Source organism: Alkalihalobacterium sp. TH-98 (assembly GCF_057473385.1).
In genome coordinates this window covers 442,112-457,313 of the sequence record NZ_JBYCKM010000045.1, presented here as the reverse complement: position 1 = coordinate 457,313, position 15,202 = coordinate 442,112, and the positions used below count along the sequence as shown (strand labels likewise).

Below are 15,202 nucleotides of genomic sequence, written 5' to 3'. Positions count from 1 at the left end.
TATCAAAGTCCCAATCAACAAAAACTGCCATAATATTGATTGTTTTTATCTATTTTAACATATTCTTCATGTAAAAAGTATTAAGATTCGTCGATGAAGCACTTTTTTGCTAATATCTAGCCATTAATAACGCTGATACGGTTCTGGAACTTGCACTAAAATAACATCGTTTCCAATTTTAACGATATTCCCCCATGGAATCACTACCTCTTCAGTCTCTCTATTGAAAAAGCTCATCATCTTTCCTGTACCATTAATAATGATTGCATCAATTTGACCTGTTGTTAAATTGATATCCAAGTCTGATAAATTTCCTAAGCGCTTGCCATTTTCCATGTTGACGATGTCTTTAGATTGTAAATCAGATATTTTCATCATGTTGGAATCATCCTTTCTTTTGACCATGCTGTATTACTTCATCTATATGATAAAACAACCGATAATATCTCAAAAATAAGGAAAACTGATGACCTATTCGTATGTATAAGAAGGTTGATTAAATAAAAAGACTGAGTAACATTTGCATCATGTTACTCAGCCTTTTATTAGCTTTGTGCGTGTTTATTCATTTGTTGGATAGCGGCTTTTTCCAGCCTTGATACTTGAGCTTGTGAGATCCCGATTTCATCAGCAACTTCCATCTGTGTTTTCCCTTGGAAAAACCTCATATTTAAGATTAGTTTTTCCCTATCATTTAATCGGATCATCGCCTCACGCAGCGCGATTTCTTCGACCCAATTAACGTCTTTTTGCTTGTCATCACTTATTTGGTCCATTACATAAATCGGATCTCCACCATCATTGTAAATCGGCTCAAAAAGGGATACCGGATCCTGAATAGCGTCCAAAGCGAAAACAACATCCTCCTTTGGAACATCCAGTACTTTAGAAATCTCTTGTACCGTTGGCTCTCGGTCTCGGTTCTTTTCAGCCATTAGCTGGTCACGAACTTGTAATGCTTTATAAGCAATATCACGTAAAGACCTAGATACTCGAATAGGGTTATTGTCTCTTAAGTACCTTCTAATTTCACCGATGATCATAGGGACAGCATATGTAGAAAATTTTACATTTTGGCTTAAATCAAAGTTATCAATTGATTTCATTAACCCGATACAACCAACTTGGAAAAGATCATCTACATACTCACCACGGTTATTAAAGCGTTGGATTACGCTTAGGACAAGACGAAGGTTCCCATTAACTAACTTTTCACGGGCACTGATGTCACCGCTTTGCATTTGCGTAAATAATTCACGCATTTCCTTATTCGTTAGAACTGGTAATTTCGCTGTGTCAACTCCACAAATTTCAACCTTATTTCGTGTCAATTCTTTCCCTCCCAACAGGAGAATGATGTTCATGTAAAGTATCTCCTTGAGAGGGAAAAATATGCATGTGTACTCTTTGACTGGCTCTAAATAAAATTGAATGAGTTCATGGTATCACAACGTTCATAAGCAATTAAATATTTTTTTTGTAACACTTAGACCATTTTATTAAATTCTTTCCTTAACCGCTTTATAATGCGCTTCTCAAGACGCGAAATGTAAGACTGCGATATACCAAGTAAATCCGCAACATCCTTTTGTGTTTTCTCCTCATCACCTGCTAATCCAAAGCGAAGCTCCATAATTTGTTTCTCGCGAGCATTTAGAGTGTGTAATGCTTTGACTAACAATTTACGGTCAACTTTTTCCTCAATCCCTTTTGTAATGATATCATCTTCTGTTCCAAGAACATCAGATAGTAATAATTCATTTCCGTCCCAATCAATGTTGAGAGGTTCATCAAAAGAAACTTCTGATCTAATTTTATTATTACGGCGTAAGTACATTAAAATCTCATTCTCTATACAACGTGAAGCATATGTTGCTAATTTAATTTTCTTTTCTGGGTTAAATGTATTAACTGCTTTAATAAGTCCAATTGTACCAATACTTATTAGATCCTCAATATTAATCCCCGTATTTTCAAATTTTCTTGCAATGTAAACGACAAGTCTTAAGTTCCGTTCAATCAGCATTGCTCGAACCGCTTTGTCTCCACTAGGAAGTTTACTTAATAAATGTGCTTCTTCTTCCTTAGATAATGGTGGCGGCAATGCTTCACTTCCACCGATATAATAAATTTCGTCCGGTTTCATTCCTAAGCGATATAAAATTTTTTGCCACATCAACGTAAACTTCAACTTTAGCATGTCATTGCCTCCTCAATAAAAGTGAAACTAAGCTAATTTTTTTCCTTCTCCTGCAACAAGCATCTTCGGATGAACAATACATTGATAGTCTCCATCGTTTGATAGTTTCATATCGTTAATCCCAATCAGTACCTTCTTAACGAGATGTTGTTCATCGGCCGTAGTCACTTTAACACGATCCGGCTTGATGGCGATCATAAATTGTTGGTCTTTTCCTACTACTCGGTATGGAATGATGCGAATTCTATCGGCAAAAGGATGATTTTCCTCGTAAATTTTCTCCATATTTTCATAATCGAGAAGTAGTTCAATTTCTTCCTTGCTCAGCATAGAATGTAATGCGTCCTTTTCTAAGACCATAACTGGAGCTCTTGAAATCGGATCATGTAATTGGTTTCCACTATCGACTAGACCCTTCACATATAACAGTTCATGCCCAATTGAGATTTCCACACTTACCACTTGCTCATAATGAATTTTCCTTGTTTCCACTTGTTTTAATTGGTGTTTTGAGAAAAGCCATACGAGAGGAAAACCAATTAAAACAAATAGCCAGCTAAATGTACTACCGAAGCCTGATGTCTTCGTAAACATTACCCCATCCAAAACTTCAAACTCGGTTTGCCAAAAGAAATGAAGTGCAAACAAGCCTCCTCCCGTCATAAAAGTAACAAAGTAAAACATAAATAAATTTTGAATAAAGTACGTCAACCGATAAAACCCAAAAGCGATCCAAACAATTGCCATTGAGTATAATATTTTCATCCAGGGTTGGTAAAACAAATGGCCAATAGGTGTAAACATAAAAAATACTATAAGTGAAGCAAAAAGGGCTGCTAAGAATAACCGCCATTTATGTATCGTTCTTTTTAGTGTAATTGCGGTTATCCAAATTAAGAGAAAATCAATACATAAATTAAGAAACCAAATAACATCCAAATAAATGGTCATTGCATGTCCTCTCAATCACAATTTGGTATGTTTTAGCCAAGTATATATCAGATTCTATTTATAAGTCTGTCAGTTTATGACGAGATTAAATAGTTATTTTGATAGATTTACACTTATACTGTCTAAGGAACCTGATAATTGATTGACAATTTTTTGCATAAAAAAAAGAACTGACTCATAGTGGTCAGTTCTTCGTATTTTTACTTTGAACGTCTGCGTCGATTACGTAAGAACGTTGGAATATCCAGCGTATCTGCTTGTTCAGGCTGTTGTTGAACTTGAGGATTTAATCTAGGCTCTTTTACTTCCTCTTGCTTTGGTGCCGGGTTACTAACTTTCGTTTGAACAGACGGTCGTTGCATTTGTGGTTTTCCTAACGTATTACTTTCACTATCTTCAAACCCTGTAGCTATGACAGTTACTACAATCTCATCTTTTAGATTTTCATTGATTACAGAACCGAAGATCATGTTCACTTCAGGATCTGAAGCAGCGGATACTATTTCAGCAGCTTCATGAACTTCGTAAAGACTTAAGTTCGCACCACCAGTAATGTTCATTAAAACACCTTGTGCACCATCTACTGAAGTTTCAAGTAACGGACTGGAAATAGCTTTTTTAGCAGCTTCTGCCGCACGATTTTCACCCGTGGCAATCCCAATTCCCATTAACGCAGAACCTTTATCAACCATAATCGTCTTAACATCAGCAAAGTCTAGGTTAATTAAACCTGGAACTGCAATTAAATCTGAGATACCTTGTACACCTTGACGTAAAACGTTATCTGCTTCACGGAACGCTTCTAGCATTGGTGTATTTTTATCTACGATCTCTAGTAGACGATCATTAGGTATAACGATCAATGTATCCACTTTTTCTTTTAAAGCATCAATTCCACCACCAGCTTGCGTCGAACGCTTACGGCCTTCAAACGTAAATGGTCGAGTTACAACACCAACTGTTAATGCGCCTAGTTCTTTTGCAATTTCAGCAATTACTGGTGCAGCACCTGTTCCAGTTCCTCCACCCATTCCTGCTGTAATAAAAACCATGTCAGCGCCTTGTAACGCCTCTTCAAGTTGTTCCTTACTTTCTTCTGCTGCTTTTTTTCCGATATCAGGGTTAGCACCTGCACCCAATCCACGTGTCAGTTTACCACCCAATTGCAGTTTGATTTCTGCTTTCGATAAATGTAATGCTTGAGCATCTGTATTCACAGCGATAAACTCAACGCCTTGTAAACCATTTTCAATCATACGGTTAACAGCGTTACTTCCGCCACCACCAACGCCGATGACTTTTATTGTCGCTAGTTGATCCATATCCATTTCAAACTCTAACATGTAAGGTCCTCCTAATTCATCATGTATGCCGAAAATCACTAGTAGAGGTTCAAAAAGTCCATGAAAAATAATTGTCTTATTTTTCTTTCGTTTAGTTCCGCGTACCTCACGTATCAAAAGCATACGCTGGGTATCCGCTTGCTAATGAAAGCCTCAAACTACTCGGATCTTTTTGCTATCCTCTTAAACACGAATTATTATTCAAAGAAAACTTTAAACCAACTTTTTACTTTTTTCATACCTTCTTTATCCTCTTTCGCCTTAGGAGTTGCTTTTTCCTTCTTAGAAGGAGACTTTTCTCCTTGGTTTAAGTCAGAAACTGAAGCAGCTACTTCTTTTCCTTGGATTTTAACATTACGGTATGCAAATTGTATCAAGCCAACTCCAGTTGTATATTGCGGTTCACGAACACCAATATAATCTGGTATAGCAATTCGAACGTTACTACGAAGTACTTCACGGGCCAATTCTAATACTCCCGGAACCATTGCAGCTCCTCCTGTTAGGACATAGCCGCCTGGTAGAACTCCAAAGCCTAAGCGATGTACTTCCTTTTCAATGAGCTCAAATATTTCATCCATACGAGCTTCGATAATGTGCGCAATATCATATTGAGAAAATTCATCTTGGTCGTTACTACCGATGACTGAGACTTTAAATACTTCTGCATCAGAAGCTTCATCAATGTAGGCATGTCCATGCTTTAATTTAATCCGTTCAGCTTCTTCAGTAGAAGTTCTTAAACCAATCGCAATATCATTTGTCACATGGTCTCCACCAATTGGTATTACAGATGTCGCTTTAAGTGTTCCTTGCTCAAAAATCGAAACAGTTGTTGAACCGCCACCGATATCAACAAGACCTACACCAAGACTCTTTTCGTCTTTTGAGATTGCTACTGCACCACCAGCTAGAGGTTGCAGGCAAATATCAGCAATTTGTAACCCCGCACGTTCTACACATCTTAATAAATTATGTAAGATAGTCTTAGAGCCTGTGATAATTGTTCCTTCCATTTCCAAACGAACACCTATCATACCACGAGGGTCATTGATTTCATCTAATCCATCCACAATAAATTGACGAGGGATTACATCAATAATTTCACGTTCTGGCGGTATGGATACCACCTGAGCAGCATCGATAACACGAGCGATATCTTCATCACCTATTTCACGGTCAGGGCTAGAAACTGCAACTACACCATGACAAGGTTGTAATTGAACATGATTTCCGTTTACACCTACAATAACTTGCTTTATTGATAAACCGATCATTCGTTCTGCTTGATCGACAGCTCTTTTAATTGATTTTACTGTTTCATCAATATCCACAATGGAGCCTTTCTTAATTCCATGGGACTTCGTATTTCCAACACCAATGATGTTTAGTGATCCATTGGTCATTTCTCCAATGATTACTCTTACATTGGATGTACCGATGTCTAAGCTAACATAAATATCATTGTTGTTCATCTGTGGCACCTCCTTTTGTTCTGTATAGCAAATATACTGCTATATTTTTACTGCAATTCCTTAGATAATCGAAACAATACCATAAATGTTTAAAAACTCTAGCGAGAAAACAAGAAGGGAAAATTTATTTAACTATAAAATAATTCAACATTAAATGTCTTTTCCCTTTTATTTTTTTGATTTTCTTTACAAATCTCACTTTTTTTTCAAAAATCTGCTTGTTTCATAACTTTAGAGAATATTTTTATAATTCTCTAAAGTTTGTTCTCATTCCTTCTTTCTTTCCAATTCGACAGCATCATTCGACGAATAACCGCTATATTATTAAAGAGTCGTACACCGAAAGCAAAAATTGCTGCTAAATATAAGTCTACACCAAGATGGACACCTAGAAAAGCTAAACCTGCAGCAAGTAGGATATTAAAAAAGAAACCGGTGAGAAAGACATTTCCGTCAAAACTATTTTGTAAATGTGCTCGTATTCCACCAAATAATGTATCTAATGCAGCCAATACTGCAATTGATAAATAATTGGAATATTCATCAGGAATACGAAATTCTGTAAAAAAACCTAATATTACCCCTAATATCAAACCAATAATTGGCAACCACATCGGTTGGTTAATCCTCCTTCACTTGCTCCATATACCGCACCCTTGGTGTATCATCAAAAGCTGGTAATTCAAGATAATTAATCGGTGTAGATGTTAATTTTAAATTATCAATTTCAAAGTACTCGACAGACTCTGAAACGACCATTTCATTGTGTAATTTTTGAGCATCATTCGTTAACACCTTAATCTCTAACGGTAATGGCGGTAATCTCCTGTTATTTACACGAGTAACACCATTCACTTCACGAAAGGCTGTTGTTGAAATAATTCTCTGGTTTCCGATCGCAATTTCCTCGGCACCATTGAAATTTAATTCGTTTACTAAGAACCTCAATAATACAGGAGAAACTGAATGCCTTTGGTGGCCGAAAAATTGATCATGGTAGAGTGGTTCAATCGTAAGGATAACCCCTTCCCCTGATGCTTCTGTTAGGCCGGCTTCTTTTCTTAAGCTTTCAATTTGCTCTACCATTACGGTCTCAATGTTTTCCTTATGATCACTTAAAGATGTTTCATACTGAGCTATTAAAGTCGCATACTTTTCTATTTCTTGTGTGAGCTGCTGATGTCTATCTTGCTCTGCTCTTAATTCTTTGCGTAGTTCTCTAATATCCCTTGTGTCTCGAACGACCGGTTCTTTTGTAGACTGAAACTGGATAGCTAACATAAAACCGATGATAAGAGTAACAATCATAAAAATAACTTGTTTATTCATTATGTCACCTACTTTCAGATAAGTAAGGTTCCATGACTATTTCGTTTTTTTGTTGCAGCCTTACTTCAATTAGATCATTTAATAATTGGTCTCTAACTCCACCCGGTAATGTCATTGACCCTTCTAAACTTAATGGGTCCCCGATTGCTGTTATGACGAATGGGGCGTAAGAGGTATGACCATCAATATATATTACAGGTCCGATACATTGTATATAAGAATTGCTAGAAAGACGATAGCCATTGATCGCAACTGCTTCAGCCCCCGCGACTAACAATTCATCGACGACTTTCTGAATTTGTTCTTCATGAACGATATAATCATTGGGATTGGCACCATCCGGAACATATGAATTATCAGATAACGTAACTTCAATTCCTGTACCTTTAACTTTAACCGTACCAACCAGCCTTCTTAACCGATCTAAATCTTCAATTAACGAAGCTACTCTTATTTCTTGTTCTTCCGTTAAATCTGCTATTTGTTCTTCAATCTCTCTAAGCTGAGTTTGGTAACCTCGTAAATCCTCTTGTAAATTTCGATTTACTGCTTGTTCTAAAATAATATTGTTGCGAAGTTCATCCTCATGTCTCCATTGGCGCTGAGAGATCGGATTTGTATCTTGGTGCTCTTTCGCAAATTGATAAGATACCGCTAAAATAAATCCGGTTACCAACAGGACAAGTGAAAGAATAACGTGCTTACCCTTCACCTTCACCTTCCTCTTCCTCCTCACCAATAAACTCCTCAAAATAAGGTGTCATTCTCATATGAATAATCCCTGCTTTATTCGGATCGATTTCTTTAACAATGGAAGGGTACGGTGCGATTCTTTCTGCAAAATTTCGAACAGTAGAATGTACTTCATACCCATCATTCATATAAACAATAACTCTTAACGGGTCAGTTTCTGTAGGCGTATAATAAATCTCTGAAATTCTATTAAACAACCCATTGGATAACTTGGTTATTTCCACCGCTAATTCTTGTGCTACTGGCCCAGACTCCCAATCTTTTAGAATAGGTGCATCAACAGGCATTTCGTTTGGTGGTAATTCATCCAAGAAAACTCCAGTACTTAGAATAGGATAGTACTTTCCTTCCTGGTACATATATGCGACTCGTTGATATTCAACAACATGAATTTCAATCGTATTAGGGAACTTTCGTGAAAGATCAGCAGTTTCTATTTCATCTAGATTCGTTATTCTTTTTTTCACTTCTTCTTGATTTAGTTTCCAGAGGCTTGTCCCACTGTTCAACTTTGACGCTTTCACTATGGTCTCGGCAGGCAAGTAATAGTTTCCGTGGACTTCAATCATTTTAATATGACTTAAAGGAGATTGAAAATATATGACTAAGAGGATAAGGAAAAAGAAAAAAGATAGAAAAAAGATCAATCTTCGGTTTGCTCGTTGCTTTCTTTGTTCCTTTAACTTAGGTATTCTGTCGTTGATGGTAATAACTTTTTCATCAACCATATTCCAACCTCCATTATAAGTGCCTATATTTCGAAAACGGCATAAAATATTTATGCCGTTCACATAAAATTTAATGTTACATTATTGAATTATAACACAAATCGAAGGTTATGCTCAGTCGTTGTTTTGTTTTTTTCCGACAATCTCTACTTCTGTTTCAATCTCTACTTCAAATTCTTCACGTATTTTAGTTTTAATGTGTTGAATAAGATTTAAAACATCATCAGCCTTAGCCTCAGCGACATTTACAATAAAATTCCCATGCATTTCAGATACTTGTGCCCCGCCTAATTGGAACCCTTTTAATCCGGCTTTTTCTATTAATTGGCCCGCATAATTCGGAAGCGGATTTCTGAATACACTGCCTGCACATGGATAATTCCATGGTTGAGACACTCGTCGATAATCTTTATTTTTTTGCATAACCTTTACAATTTCATCACGGTCTCCTGCTTTTAGCTGAAAAACAGCCTCCACACATATTGCCTTTTCCTTTTGTAACCTCGAAGTCCGATATGAAAATTCCAATTCTTCATTTGTTAACCACTTCATAGTCCCATCTTCAAAAAGAATGTGTGCCTTCGTTAATATTTGAGAAATATCAGAACCATGCGCACCTGCATTCATAAATACAGCTCCACCTACAGAACCAGGAATTCCACTTGCAAACTCTAGCCCTGAAAGTCCTTTTTTACTAATAATCATCGCTAACTTAATAACAGAAAAGCCACCACCGACTTTGATTTCCTCACCATCTATTTCCAGATGACTAATATCGTCCCCTAATTTAATGACAACACCTTCAATACCGCTGTCACTTACAAGCAAATTCGAACCCCTTCCAATAACACGCCAAGGAATATTTTGTTGACGAATTAGGCTCATTAACTCTTTTAAAGCTTCAACGTCTTTAGGCTCTACTAAAATTTCTGCGGGCCCGCCAATTTTCCAAGTTGTATGATTTGCTAATGGTTCTTGGACGAGGACTTTACCTATATTTTTTTCTCTAAGCTGTTGAATAAATTGTTCCATCGCCTTAAATCTCCTCACTTCTCGAAAGGGTCGATCTGTTTCCCAAAATATACAAACCGAAATCCTTTCTATACTTTTATCCATTAAAGAAGTCTTTTACCTAAAACTTTTCCGCTTATTCATCATTTTATTATATTATATGCACCCGCCTACTTCACCGTGTTTGTTTACAAGCCGTTAAAAATTCCACTAGCACTCAAATATTAATGAAGTTCATTAATTATTACTTTTTATTTTTCTTTAATTCAGCTAATAAATCTACAAAGTGAGTTGCAGCTTTCGGCATCCCTAGTGAAAGAGCTGCATTATGCATTTCTTCCCATTTTCCAGCCTTTTTAAAAATAGTATCAATATCTTCAAGCAATACTCTCCCACTCATTTCCTTTTCAAGGCGAACAATAGCAGCACCTTTTACACTGAGTGAACGTGCATTCTTTTCTTGATGATTATTCGTTACATATGGGCTAGGAATAAGAATACTAGGTAATCCTAAAGCTGTTATTTCAGCTAGAGTTGTAGCTCCTGCTCTCGCAACAATTAAGTCTACTCCAGCTAACACTTCAGGCATGTTATGAATAAATGGTTTAATAATGACATTCTCCGAGTTCCCTTTTGCTTTTACTTCCTCCATCACTCTTTCAAAATGGACTTGACCAGTGACATATAAAAACTGATAATCAAAGTTTTTCATTTCAGGTAAAACTTCTAAGAATGCATCATTAATTGGCCTTGCTCCTCGGCTTCCTCCAACAATTAAAACAGACTTTTTCCCATCTTTAAGACCTACAGACTGCCTACCACGTTCCCCATTCGTTGAAATTACTTCGGAAGCTCGCGGATTCCCTAGATAGACAGTTTTAGCTTCCGGAAAGAAGTTTTTTGATTCAGGGAATGACAATACAATCTTATCTACATAACGACTTAAGAATTTATTTGTAAGTCCAGGAACACTATTTTGTTCATGAATAACCGTTGGAATGTTCAATTGTGCAGCTGCAAAAACAACTGGACCGCAAACATATCCCCCTGTCCCGATTACAACATCCGGTTTAAACTCTCTAATCATCTTTTTTGAGTCACTCGTTCCCTTGAGAAAACGGTAAATCGTTTTTACATTATCAAATGAGACTTTTCTTCGAAACCCCGAAATCTTTATGGTTTGAAATGGGATTTCTTCTCTAGTAACTAGTTCACTTTCTAATCCATTTTCAGTACCTATGTACAGTATTTCAGCATCTTTGTATTGCTGTTTTATTTCTTGAATTAATGACAAGGCAGGATAGATATGTCCTCCAGTTCCTCCACCACTAACAACTACTCTCATTGAATTCCTCCATTAACTCTGTCTTAAATTCCATACTTAACTATCTACTAGAACGTATTCAAAAAGGAGGACAAAAAGATCCAAAAAGTTCGAGGCGGTGCAGTTGCGAGTACCACAGCATATGCTATTAATACGTAAGTAACGCAGCAGCAAACCAACGGGCTACCACGTCCTGTGGTAACTTCGACGTTCCCACAGGACGTGGAGCTCTTTGTCGAAGGTCTTCTACCGCCAGAGATTTTTCCTGGACTTTTTGAACATCCTCTGCTATTACCATTTTATCAGAACGATAACTTGTATTATACATAATGCTTTTAAAGGATTGTGTAAAATTATAAAAGTTTTAGTCTGTAAACCATGTGGTTAATTTAACAAAATCATTTTACTCTTGGCTATTCTTTATATCTATTGATTTTGCGGATGTATCCAATAGCAACAATACTCTCAACAGTGCTAAAAAATAAATATCCCTCTAGTTAGGCTTTACCTTACTAAGAGGGATTACTTTTATTATATCCTTGAAAACCTGCTAATGTTAAGTAAAACACCAATTGCAACGAGCATTAGAGTGAGTGAGGACCCACCATAACTAAGAAACGGCAATGTGATCCCTGTGACGGGCATAAGTCCAGTAACTACACCGATATTAATCATAACTTGAATAGCTACCATTGAGATAATTCCAACAGCTAAGAAGCTACCAAACAAATCTGGTGCACCTAATGCCACTCTTATCCCTCGCCATAGGAGAATACCAAACAAAAAGATAACAATGGCCCCGCCAATAAACCCTAACTCTTCAGTTAATATTGCAAATATAAAATCAGTTTGCGGTTCAGGTAAGTAAAAGTATTTTTGACGACTTTCTCCTAATCCCAACCCAAGTAATCCACCTGGCCCAATTGCATAAAGCGATTGAATAATTTGAAAACCGCTTCCCAAAGGATCTGACCACGGATCTAGAAAGGAAGTAATACGCTTTATACGATACGGCGCAGACGCAATTAATGCTACAAATCCTGCAACCCCTATCAGGGCCAAACCTACAAAATGAGCAATCCTGGCACCAGAAACAAAAATCATAACAACACACGTACCAACCATTACTGCCCCTGTCCCAAGGTCTGGTTGCAACATGATGAGACCGAATGCTAATAAAACTAAAGATAACGATGGAATTAACCCTTGTTTTAACGATGTAATCTTCTTTTGATTTTCTGATAAGTATTTTGCTAGAAAAGCGATCATGGCCATCTTCATAAACTCGGAAGGTTGAATAGAAAATGCACCTACACCTAACCAGCTCCGCGCCCCACCACGAACAAGTCCAACTCCAGGAATTAATACAACAATGAGAAGTATAAAACAAATAATTAGCAAAACCTTAGACCATTTTCGCCACGTCCAATAATCGACGTTCATAACGAAGAACATAGCTGCAACTCCAGCACCAGCAAAAAAGATCTGGCGTTTGGCAAAAAAGAATGAATCATCGAACTTATATTGAGCCCATACTGCACTAGCACTATATACCATAATAACACCTATCGTTAATAGTGCGATTGTTGCAATCATCAAAAGAAAATCTGGTGCCGTTTTTGTTTTAGGCAACTGTAACACCTCACTAACTAAAAAGTGTTCGTACAATCGAATGTCAATTGTACAACCTCTATTACCTAAACATATGCACCAGACTGTTAGAACATGTCCTTTTATCTTTGGATTAACTGCTCAACGGCATGAATAAATTTATCGCCGCGCTCTTCAAACGTTTTGTACTGATCCCAGCTTGCACATGCAGGAGATAGTAAGATAATATCACCAACTTCAGAAAGATCAAAAGCGACTGGTACAGCTTCCTCTACATTTAATACTTCTTTAATTATCTCTACCCCTGCATCTTCGGCAGCAGACTTAATCTTCTCTTTAGTTTCTCCAAAAGTGACGACTGCTTTTACTTTTTCTAACGAAGGTATAAAAGCATCAAAAGAGTTACCACGATCTAAACCGCCAGCTAAAAGAATGACTGGGTCTGTAAAAGCCGAAACAGCAGCTTGAGCAGCTAAAATATTCGTCGCTTTTGAATCATTAAAGAACTTACGATTTTTATAAGTCGAAACATATTGAACTCTATGTTTAACACCAGTAAACGACTTTAACACTTGAACGATTTGATCTGTACGTGCACCCATCGTTTTTGCTGCAGCGATAGCGGCTAATATATTTTCTAGGTTATGTTTCCCAGGAAGAGTAATCTCTCCTTGATCAATAATTTTTTCATCTTTAAAGAAAACAGCGTGATTTTTTACATATGCACCGTCTGTAACTTCAGTCGTCGTTGAAAAAGGTATTTTTGTACCTTTTACTCCTTCTGCCAGCTTAACAACATATTCGTCATCGACATTAATTACATAAAAATCATTTTCTTGTTGATTAGCAAAGATTTTGGCTTTAGCATGTCCATAGGCTTCTTTTGTACCATGATAATCTAGATGCGCATCAAAAAGATTTAATAATACTGCCACCTTCGGGTGAAAATTTTCTGTTCCTTGAAGTTGGAAGCTTGAGACTTCTGTAACAATAATGTTTTCCTTAGTCGCTTTTTCTGCAACTTCGCATGCCACTGTTCCAATATTTCCAGCCACTAAAGGCTCCTTGCCGCTATTTTTTAACATCTCAACAACCAATGTTGTGGTCGTCGTTTTTCCATTCGAACCAGTAATCGCAATCATATCTGCTTCTGACAGCATGGACGCTAATTCCACTTCTGTAACGACAGATATTCCTCTCTTTATCGCTTCAGCAATTAATGGATTACTATAAGGGATACCTGGGTTTTTAACGATAAAGTCAATTGGCTCATCCAATAATGTTAATGGATGAGCGCCACAAACAACCTTAATCCCCAAACTTTCTAATTCCTTTGCCTTAGGATTTTCTTCAATTGGTTTAGCATCATTGACAGTGACGTTAGCACCTAGTCGGAATAATAGCCGGCTCGCAGCTTCTCCACTTTTTGCTAAACCTAAGACGAGTACATGTTTATTTTTTAACTGATGTTCATTTTTCATTTAAATCCACACCTCTAAGTAAATTCCTAACACTGCAAAAAGCATACCTACTAACCAAAATGTAACAACAACTCGCCATTCCGACCAGCCTGATAGCTCATAGTGATGGTGAAGAGGACTCATTTTAAATACCCTCTTACCTCTTGTTTTAAATGAAATTACTTGGATAATAACCGAAAGAGTTTCAATCACAAAGACCCCGCCGATGATAACAAGTAAGATTTCTAATTTGGTTAAGATTGCAACAGCTGCAATTGCTCCACCTAAAGCAAGCGAACCGGTATCACCCATAAATACCTTTGCCGGGTGTGCATTAAAGACTAGAAAGCCTAATACCGCTCCTACAACTGCTCCACAGAAAATAGCAATATCAAACATTTCTGCATTCCATGCTAAAATAGCAAATGCTCCAAATGCGATTGCACCTGTTCCAGCTAGTAAACCGTCTAAACCATCAGTTAAATTCACCGCATTTGACGCACCTACTAACATAACAATGATAAGTGGGAAATAAAGCCAACCAAAATCAATTGAAATGTTAGTTGCCGGTATAGCAATTTCTGTTGAAAAGTCAAGCATACGTAATCCTAGATAAAAAATAATAGCAATAACGAGTTGACCGACTAACTTTTGCTTTGAAGTAAGTCCTAAATTCCTCTTCATCACAACTTTAATAAAGTCATCTAGAAAGCCTAATAATCCGTAACCAAGAGTTACAAATAATAGCAACCAAATTTCTGTCGTAAACGTTAAAAATTTAGAAATTATAATGACTGTTGTAAGGAGGATCGATAATAAAATCATAACCCCGCCCATTGTCGGTGTACCACTTTTCTTTTGATGCGATTTTGGCCCTTCATCTCGAATACTTTGTCCAAATTTTAACCTTCTAAGAAATGGAATTATAATTGGGGATAGTATTACGGCAATGAGGAAAGATGCGATTAATGTAAATAATAATGTGATCTGTTCAAACATTGTCATTGCCTCCTTTCT

16 protein-coding genes are annotated in these 15,202 nt (G+C 36.9%); all 16 read right to left on the bottom strand.

Annotation, left to right across the window (positions count from 1 at the left end; genetic code table 11):
- Positions 1-123: 123 nt before the first annotated feature.
- The 16 genes from AC2VNP_RS17890 to mraY all read right to left on the bottom strand — a co-directional run bounded on the left by AC2VNP_RS17890 (position 124) and on the right by mraY (position 15,184).
- The gene (locus AC2VNP_RS17890; protein WP_486918638.1) at positions 124-378 is read right to left on the bottom strand and encodes a YlmC/YmxH family sporulation protein; all 255 of its coding nucleotides are present in this window, start codon (positions 376-378) and stop codon (positions 124-126) included.
- Between the two features lie 167 nt (positions 379-545).
- Positions 546-1,364 carry an RNA polymerase sporulation sigma factor SigG gene (gene sigG / locus AC2VNP_RS17885; protein WP_236035179.1) on the bottom strand — a complete coding sequence of 273 codons (819 nt, stop codon included), beginning with the start codon at positions 1,362-1,364 and terminating at the stop codon, positions 546-548.
- Between the two features lie 122 nt (positions 1,365-1,486).
- Positions 1,487-2,200 carry an RNA polymerase sporulation sigma factor SigE gene (gene sigE, locus AC2VNP_RS17880; RefSeq protein WP_418198671.1) on the bottom strand — a complete coding sequence of 238 codons (714 nt, stop codon included), beginning with the start codon at positions 2,198-2,200 and terminating at the stop codon, positions 1,487-1,489.
- Positions 2,201-2,227: 27 nt separating this feature from the next.
- The gene (spoIIGA, locus tag AC2VNP_RS17875) at positions 2,228-3,151 is read right to left on the bottom strand and encodes a sigma-E processing peptidase SpoIIGA (RefSeq protein ID WP_486918637.1); all 924 of its coding nucleotides are present in this window, start codon (positions 3,149-3,151) and stop codon (positions 2,228-2,230) included.
- A gap of 200 nt (positions 3,152-3,351) precedes the next feature.
- Positions 3,352-4,494, bottom strand: a complete 1,143-nt coding sequence (ftsZ, locus tag AC2VNP_RS17870) for a cell division protein FtsZ (protein WP_486918636.1) — start codon at positions 4,492-4,494, stop codon at positions 3,352-3,354.
- 197 nt (positions 4,495-4,691) lie between these two features.
- A complete protein-coding gene (gene ftsA / locus AC2VNP_RS17865; RefSeq protein ID WP_486918635.1) occupies positions 4,692-5,969 on the bottom strand; it encodes a cell division protein FtsA in 1,278 nt (425 codons plus the stop codon).
- 254 nt (positions 5,970-6,223) lie between these two features.
- Positions 6,224-6,583: a small basic family protein gene (locus AC2VNP_RS17860; RefSeq protein ID WP_486918634.1), complete on the bottom strand. Its 360-nt coding sequence runs from the start codon at positions 6,581-6,583 to the stop codon at positions 6,224-6,226.
- Positions 6,584-6,590: 7 nt separating this feature from the next.
- Positions 6,591-7,298 carry a DUF881 domain-containing protein gene (locus AC2VNP_RS17855; protein ID WP_486918633.1) on the bottom strand — a complete coding sequence of 236 codons (708 nt, stop codon included), beginning with the start codon at positions 7,296-7,298 and terminating at the stop codon, positions 6,591-6,593.
- 4 nt (positions 7,299-7,302) lie between these two features.
- Entirely contained in the window at positions 7,303-8,016 is a 714-nt protein-coding gene (locus tag AC2VNP_RS17850; protein ID WP_486918632.1) for a DUF881 domain-containing protein, read from the bottom strand.
- Positions 8,000-8,779, bottom strand: coding sequence for a cell division protein FtsQ/DivIB (locus AC2VNP_RS17845; RefSeq protein WP_486918631.1), 780 nt, complete (start codon positions 8,777-8,779; stop codon positions 8,000-8,002). Before AC2VNP_RS17845 ends, AC2VNP_RS17850 begins: the two co-directional genes overlap by 17 nt.
- A gap of 114 nt (positions 8,780-8,893) precedes the next feature.
- The gene (gene murB, locus AC2VNP_RS17840; protein ID WP_486918630.1) at positions 8,894-9,811 is read right to left on the bottom strand and encodes a UDP-N-acetylmuramate dehydrogenase; all 918 of its coding nucleotides are present in this window, start codon (positions 9,809-9,811) and stop codon (positions 8,894-8,896) included.
- Between the two features lie 223 nt (positions 9,812-10,034).
- The gene (gene murG / locus AC2VNP_RS17835) at positions 10,035-11,135 is read right to left on the bottom strand and encodes an undecaprenyldiphospho-muramoylpentapeptide beta-N-acetylglucosaminyltransferase (RefSeq protein ID WP_486918629.1); all 1,101 of its coding nucleotides are present in this window, start codon (positions 11,133-11,135) and stop codon (positions 10,035-10,037) included.
- Positions 11,136-11,262: 127 nt separating this feature from the next.
- A complete protein-coding gene (locus AC2VNP_RS17830) occupies positions 11,263-11,412 on the bottom strand; it encodes a hypothetical protein (protein WP_486918628.1) in 150 nt (49 codons plus the stop codon).
- 233 nt (positions 11,413-11,645) lie between these two features.
- The gene (spoVE, locus tag AC2VNP_RS17825; RefSeq protein ID WP_486918627.1) at positions 11,646-12,746 is read right to left on the bottom strand and encodes a stage V sporulation protein E; all 1,101 of its coding nucleotides are present in this window, start codon (positions 12,744-12,746) and stop codon (positions 11,646-11,648) included.
- A gap of 101 nt (positions 12,747-12,847) precedes the next feature.
- Positions 12,848-14,206: a UDP-N-acetylmuramoyl-L-alanine--D-glutamate ligase gene (gene murD / locus AC2VNP_RS17820; RefSeq protein WP_486918626.1), complete on the bottom strand. Its 1,359-nt coding sequence runs from the start codon at positions 14,204-14,206 to the stop codon at positions 12,848-12,850.
- The gene (gene mraY / locus AC2VNP_RS17815; protein WP_486918625.1) at positions 14,207-15,184 is read right to left on the bottom strand and encodes a phospho-N-acetylmuramoyl-pentapeptide-transferase; all 978 of its coding nucleotides are present in this window, start codon (positions 15,182-15,184) and stop codon (positions 14,207-14,209) included.
- Positions 15,185-15,202 lie beyond the last annotated feature (18 nt).

What these genes read in the sequence shown, in the direction of transcription:
- murD (WP_486918626.1), bottom strand. Translation starts at nt 14,206, where the DNA reads ATGAAAAATGAACATCAGTTAAAAAATAAACATGTACTCGTCTTAGGT.
- AC2VNP_RS17855 (WP_486918633.1), bottom strand. Translation starts at nt 7,298, where the DNA reads ATGAATAAACAAGTTATTTTTATGATTGTTACTCTTATCATCGGTTTT.
- murB (WP_486918630.1), bottom strand. Translation starts at nt 9,811, where the DNA reads ATGGAACAATTTATTCAACAGCTTAGAGAAAAAAATATAGGTAAAGTC.
- mraY (WP_486918625.1), bottom strand. Translation starts at nt 15,184, where the DNA reads ATGTTTGAACAGATCACATTATTATTTACATTAATCGCATCTTTCCTC.
- AC2VNP_RS17890 (WP_486918638.1), bottom strand. Translation starts at nt 378, where the DNA reads ATGATGAAAATATCTGATTTACAATCTAAAGACATCGTCAACATGGAA.
- murG (WP_486918629.1), bottom strand. Translation starts at nt 11,135, where the DNA reads ATGAGAGTAGTTGTTAGTGGTGGAGGAACTGGAGGACATATCTATCCT.
- AC2VNP_RS17860 (WP_486918634.1), bottom strand. Translation starts at nt 6,583, where the DNA reads ATGTGGTTGCCAATTATTGGTTTGATATTAGGGGTAATATTAGGTTTT.
- AC2VNP_RS17830 (WP_486918628.1), bottom strand. Translation starts at nt 11,412, where the DNA reads ATGGTAATAGCAGAGGATGTTCAAAAAGTCCAGGAAAAATCTCTGGCG.
- spoIIGA (WP_486918637.1), bottom strand. Translation starts at nt 3,151, where the DNA reads ATGACCATTTATTTGGATGTTATTTGGTTTCTTAATTTATGTATTGAT.
- ftsA (WP_486918635.1), bottom strand. Translation starts at nt 5,969, where the DNA reads ATGAACAACAATGATATTTATGTTAGCTTAGACATCGGTACATCCAAT.
- sigE (WP_418198671.1), bottom strand. Translation starts at nt 2,200, where the DNA reads ATGCTAAAGTTGAAGTTTACGTTGATGTGGCAAAAAATTTTATATCGC.
- sigG (WP_236035179.1), bottom strand. Translation starts at nt 1,364, where the DNA reads ATGAACATCATTCTCCTGTTGGGAGGGAAAGAATTGACACGAAATAAG.
- ftsZ (WP_486918636.1), bottom strand. Translation starts at nt 4,494, where the DNA reads ATGTTAGAGTTTGAAATGGATATGGATCAACTAGCGACAATAAAAGTC.
- AC2VNP_RS17845 (WP_486918631.1), bottom strand. Translation starts at nt 8,779, where the DNA reads ATGGTTGATGAAAAAGTTATTACCATCAACGACAGAATACCTAAGTTA.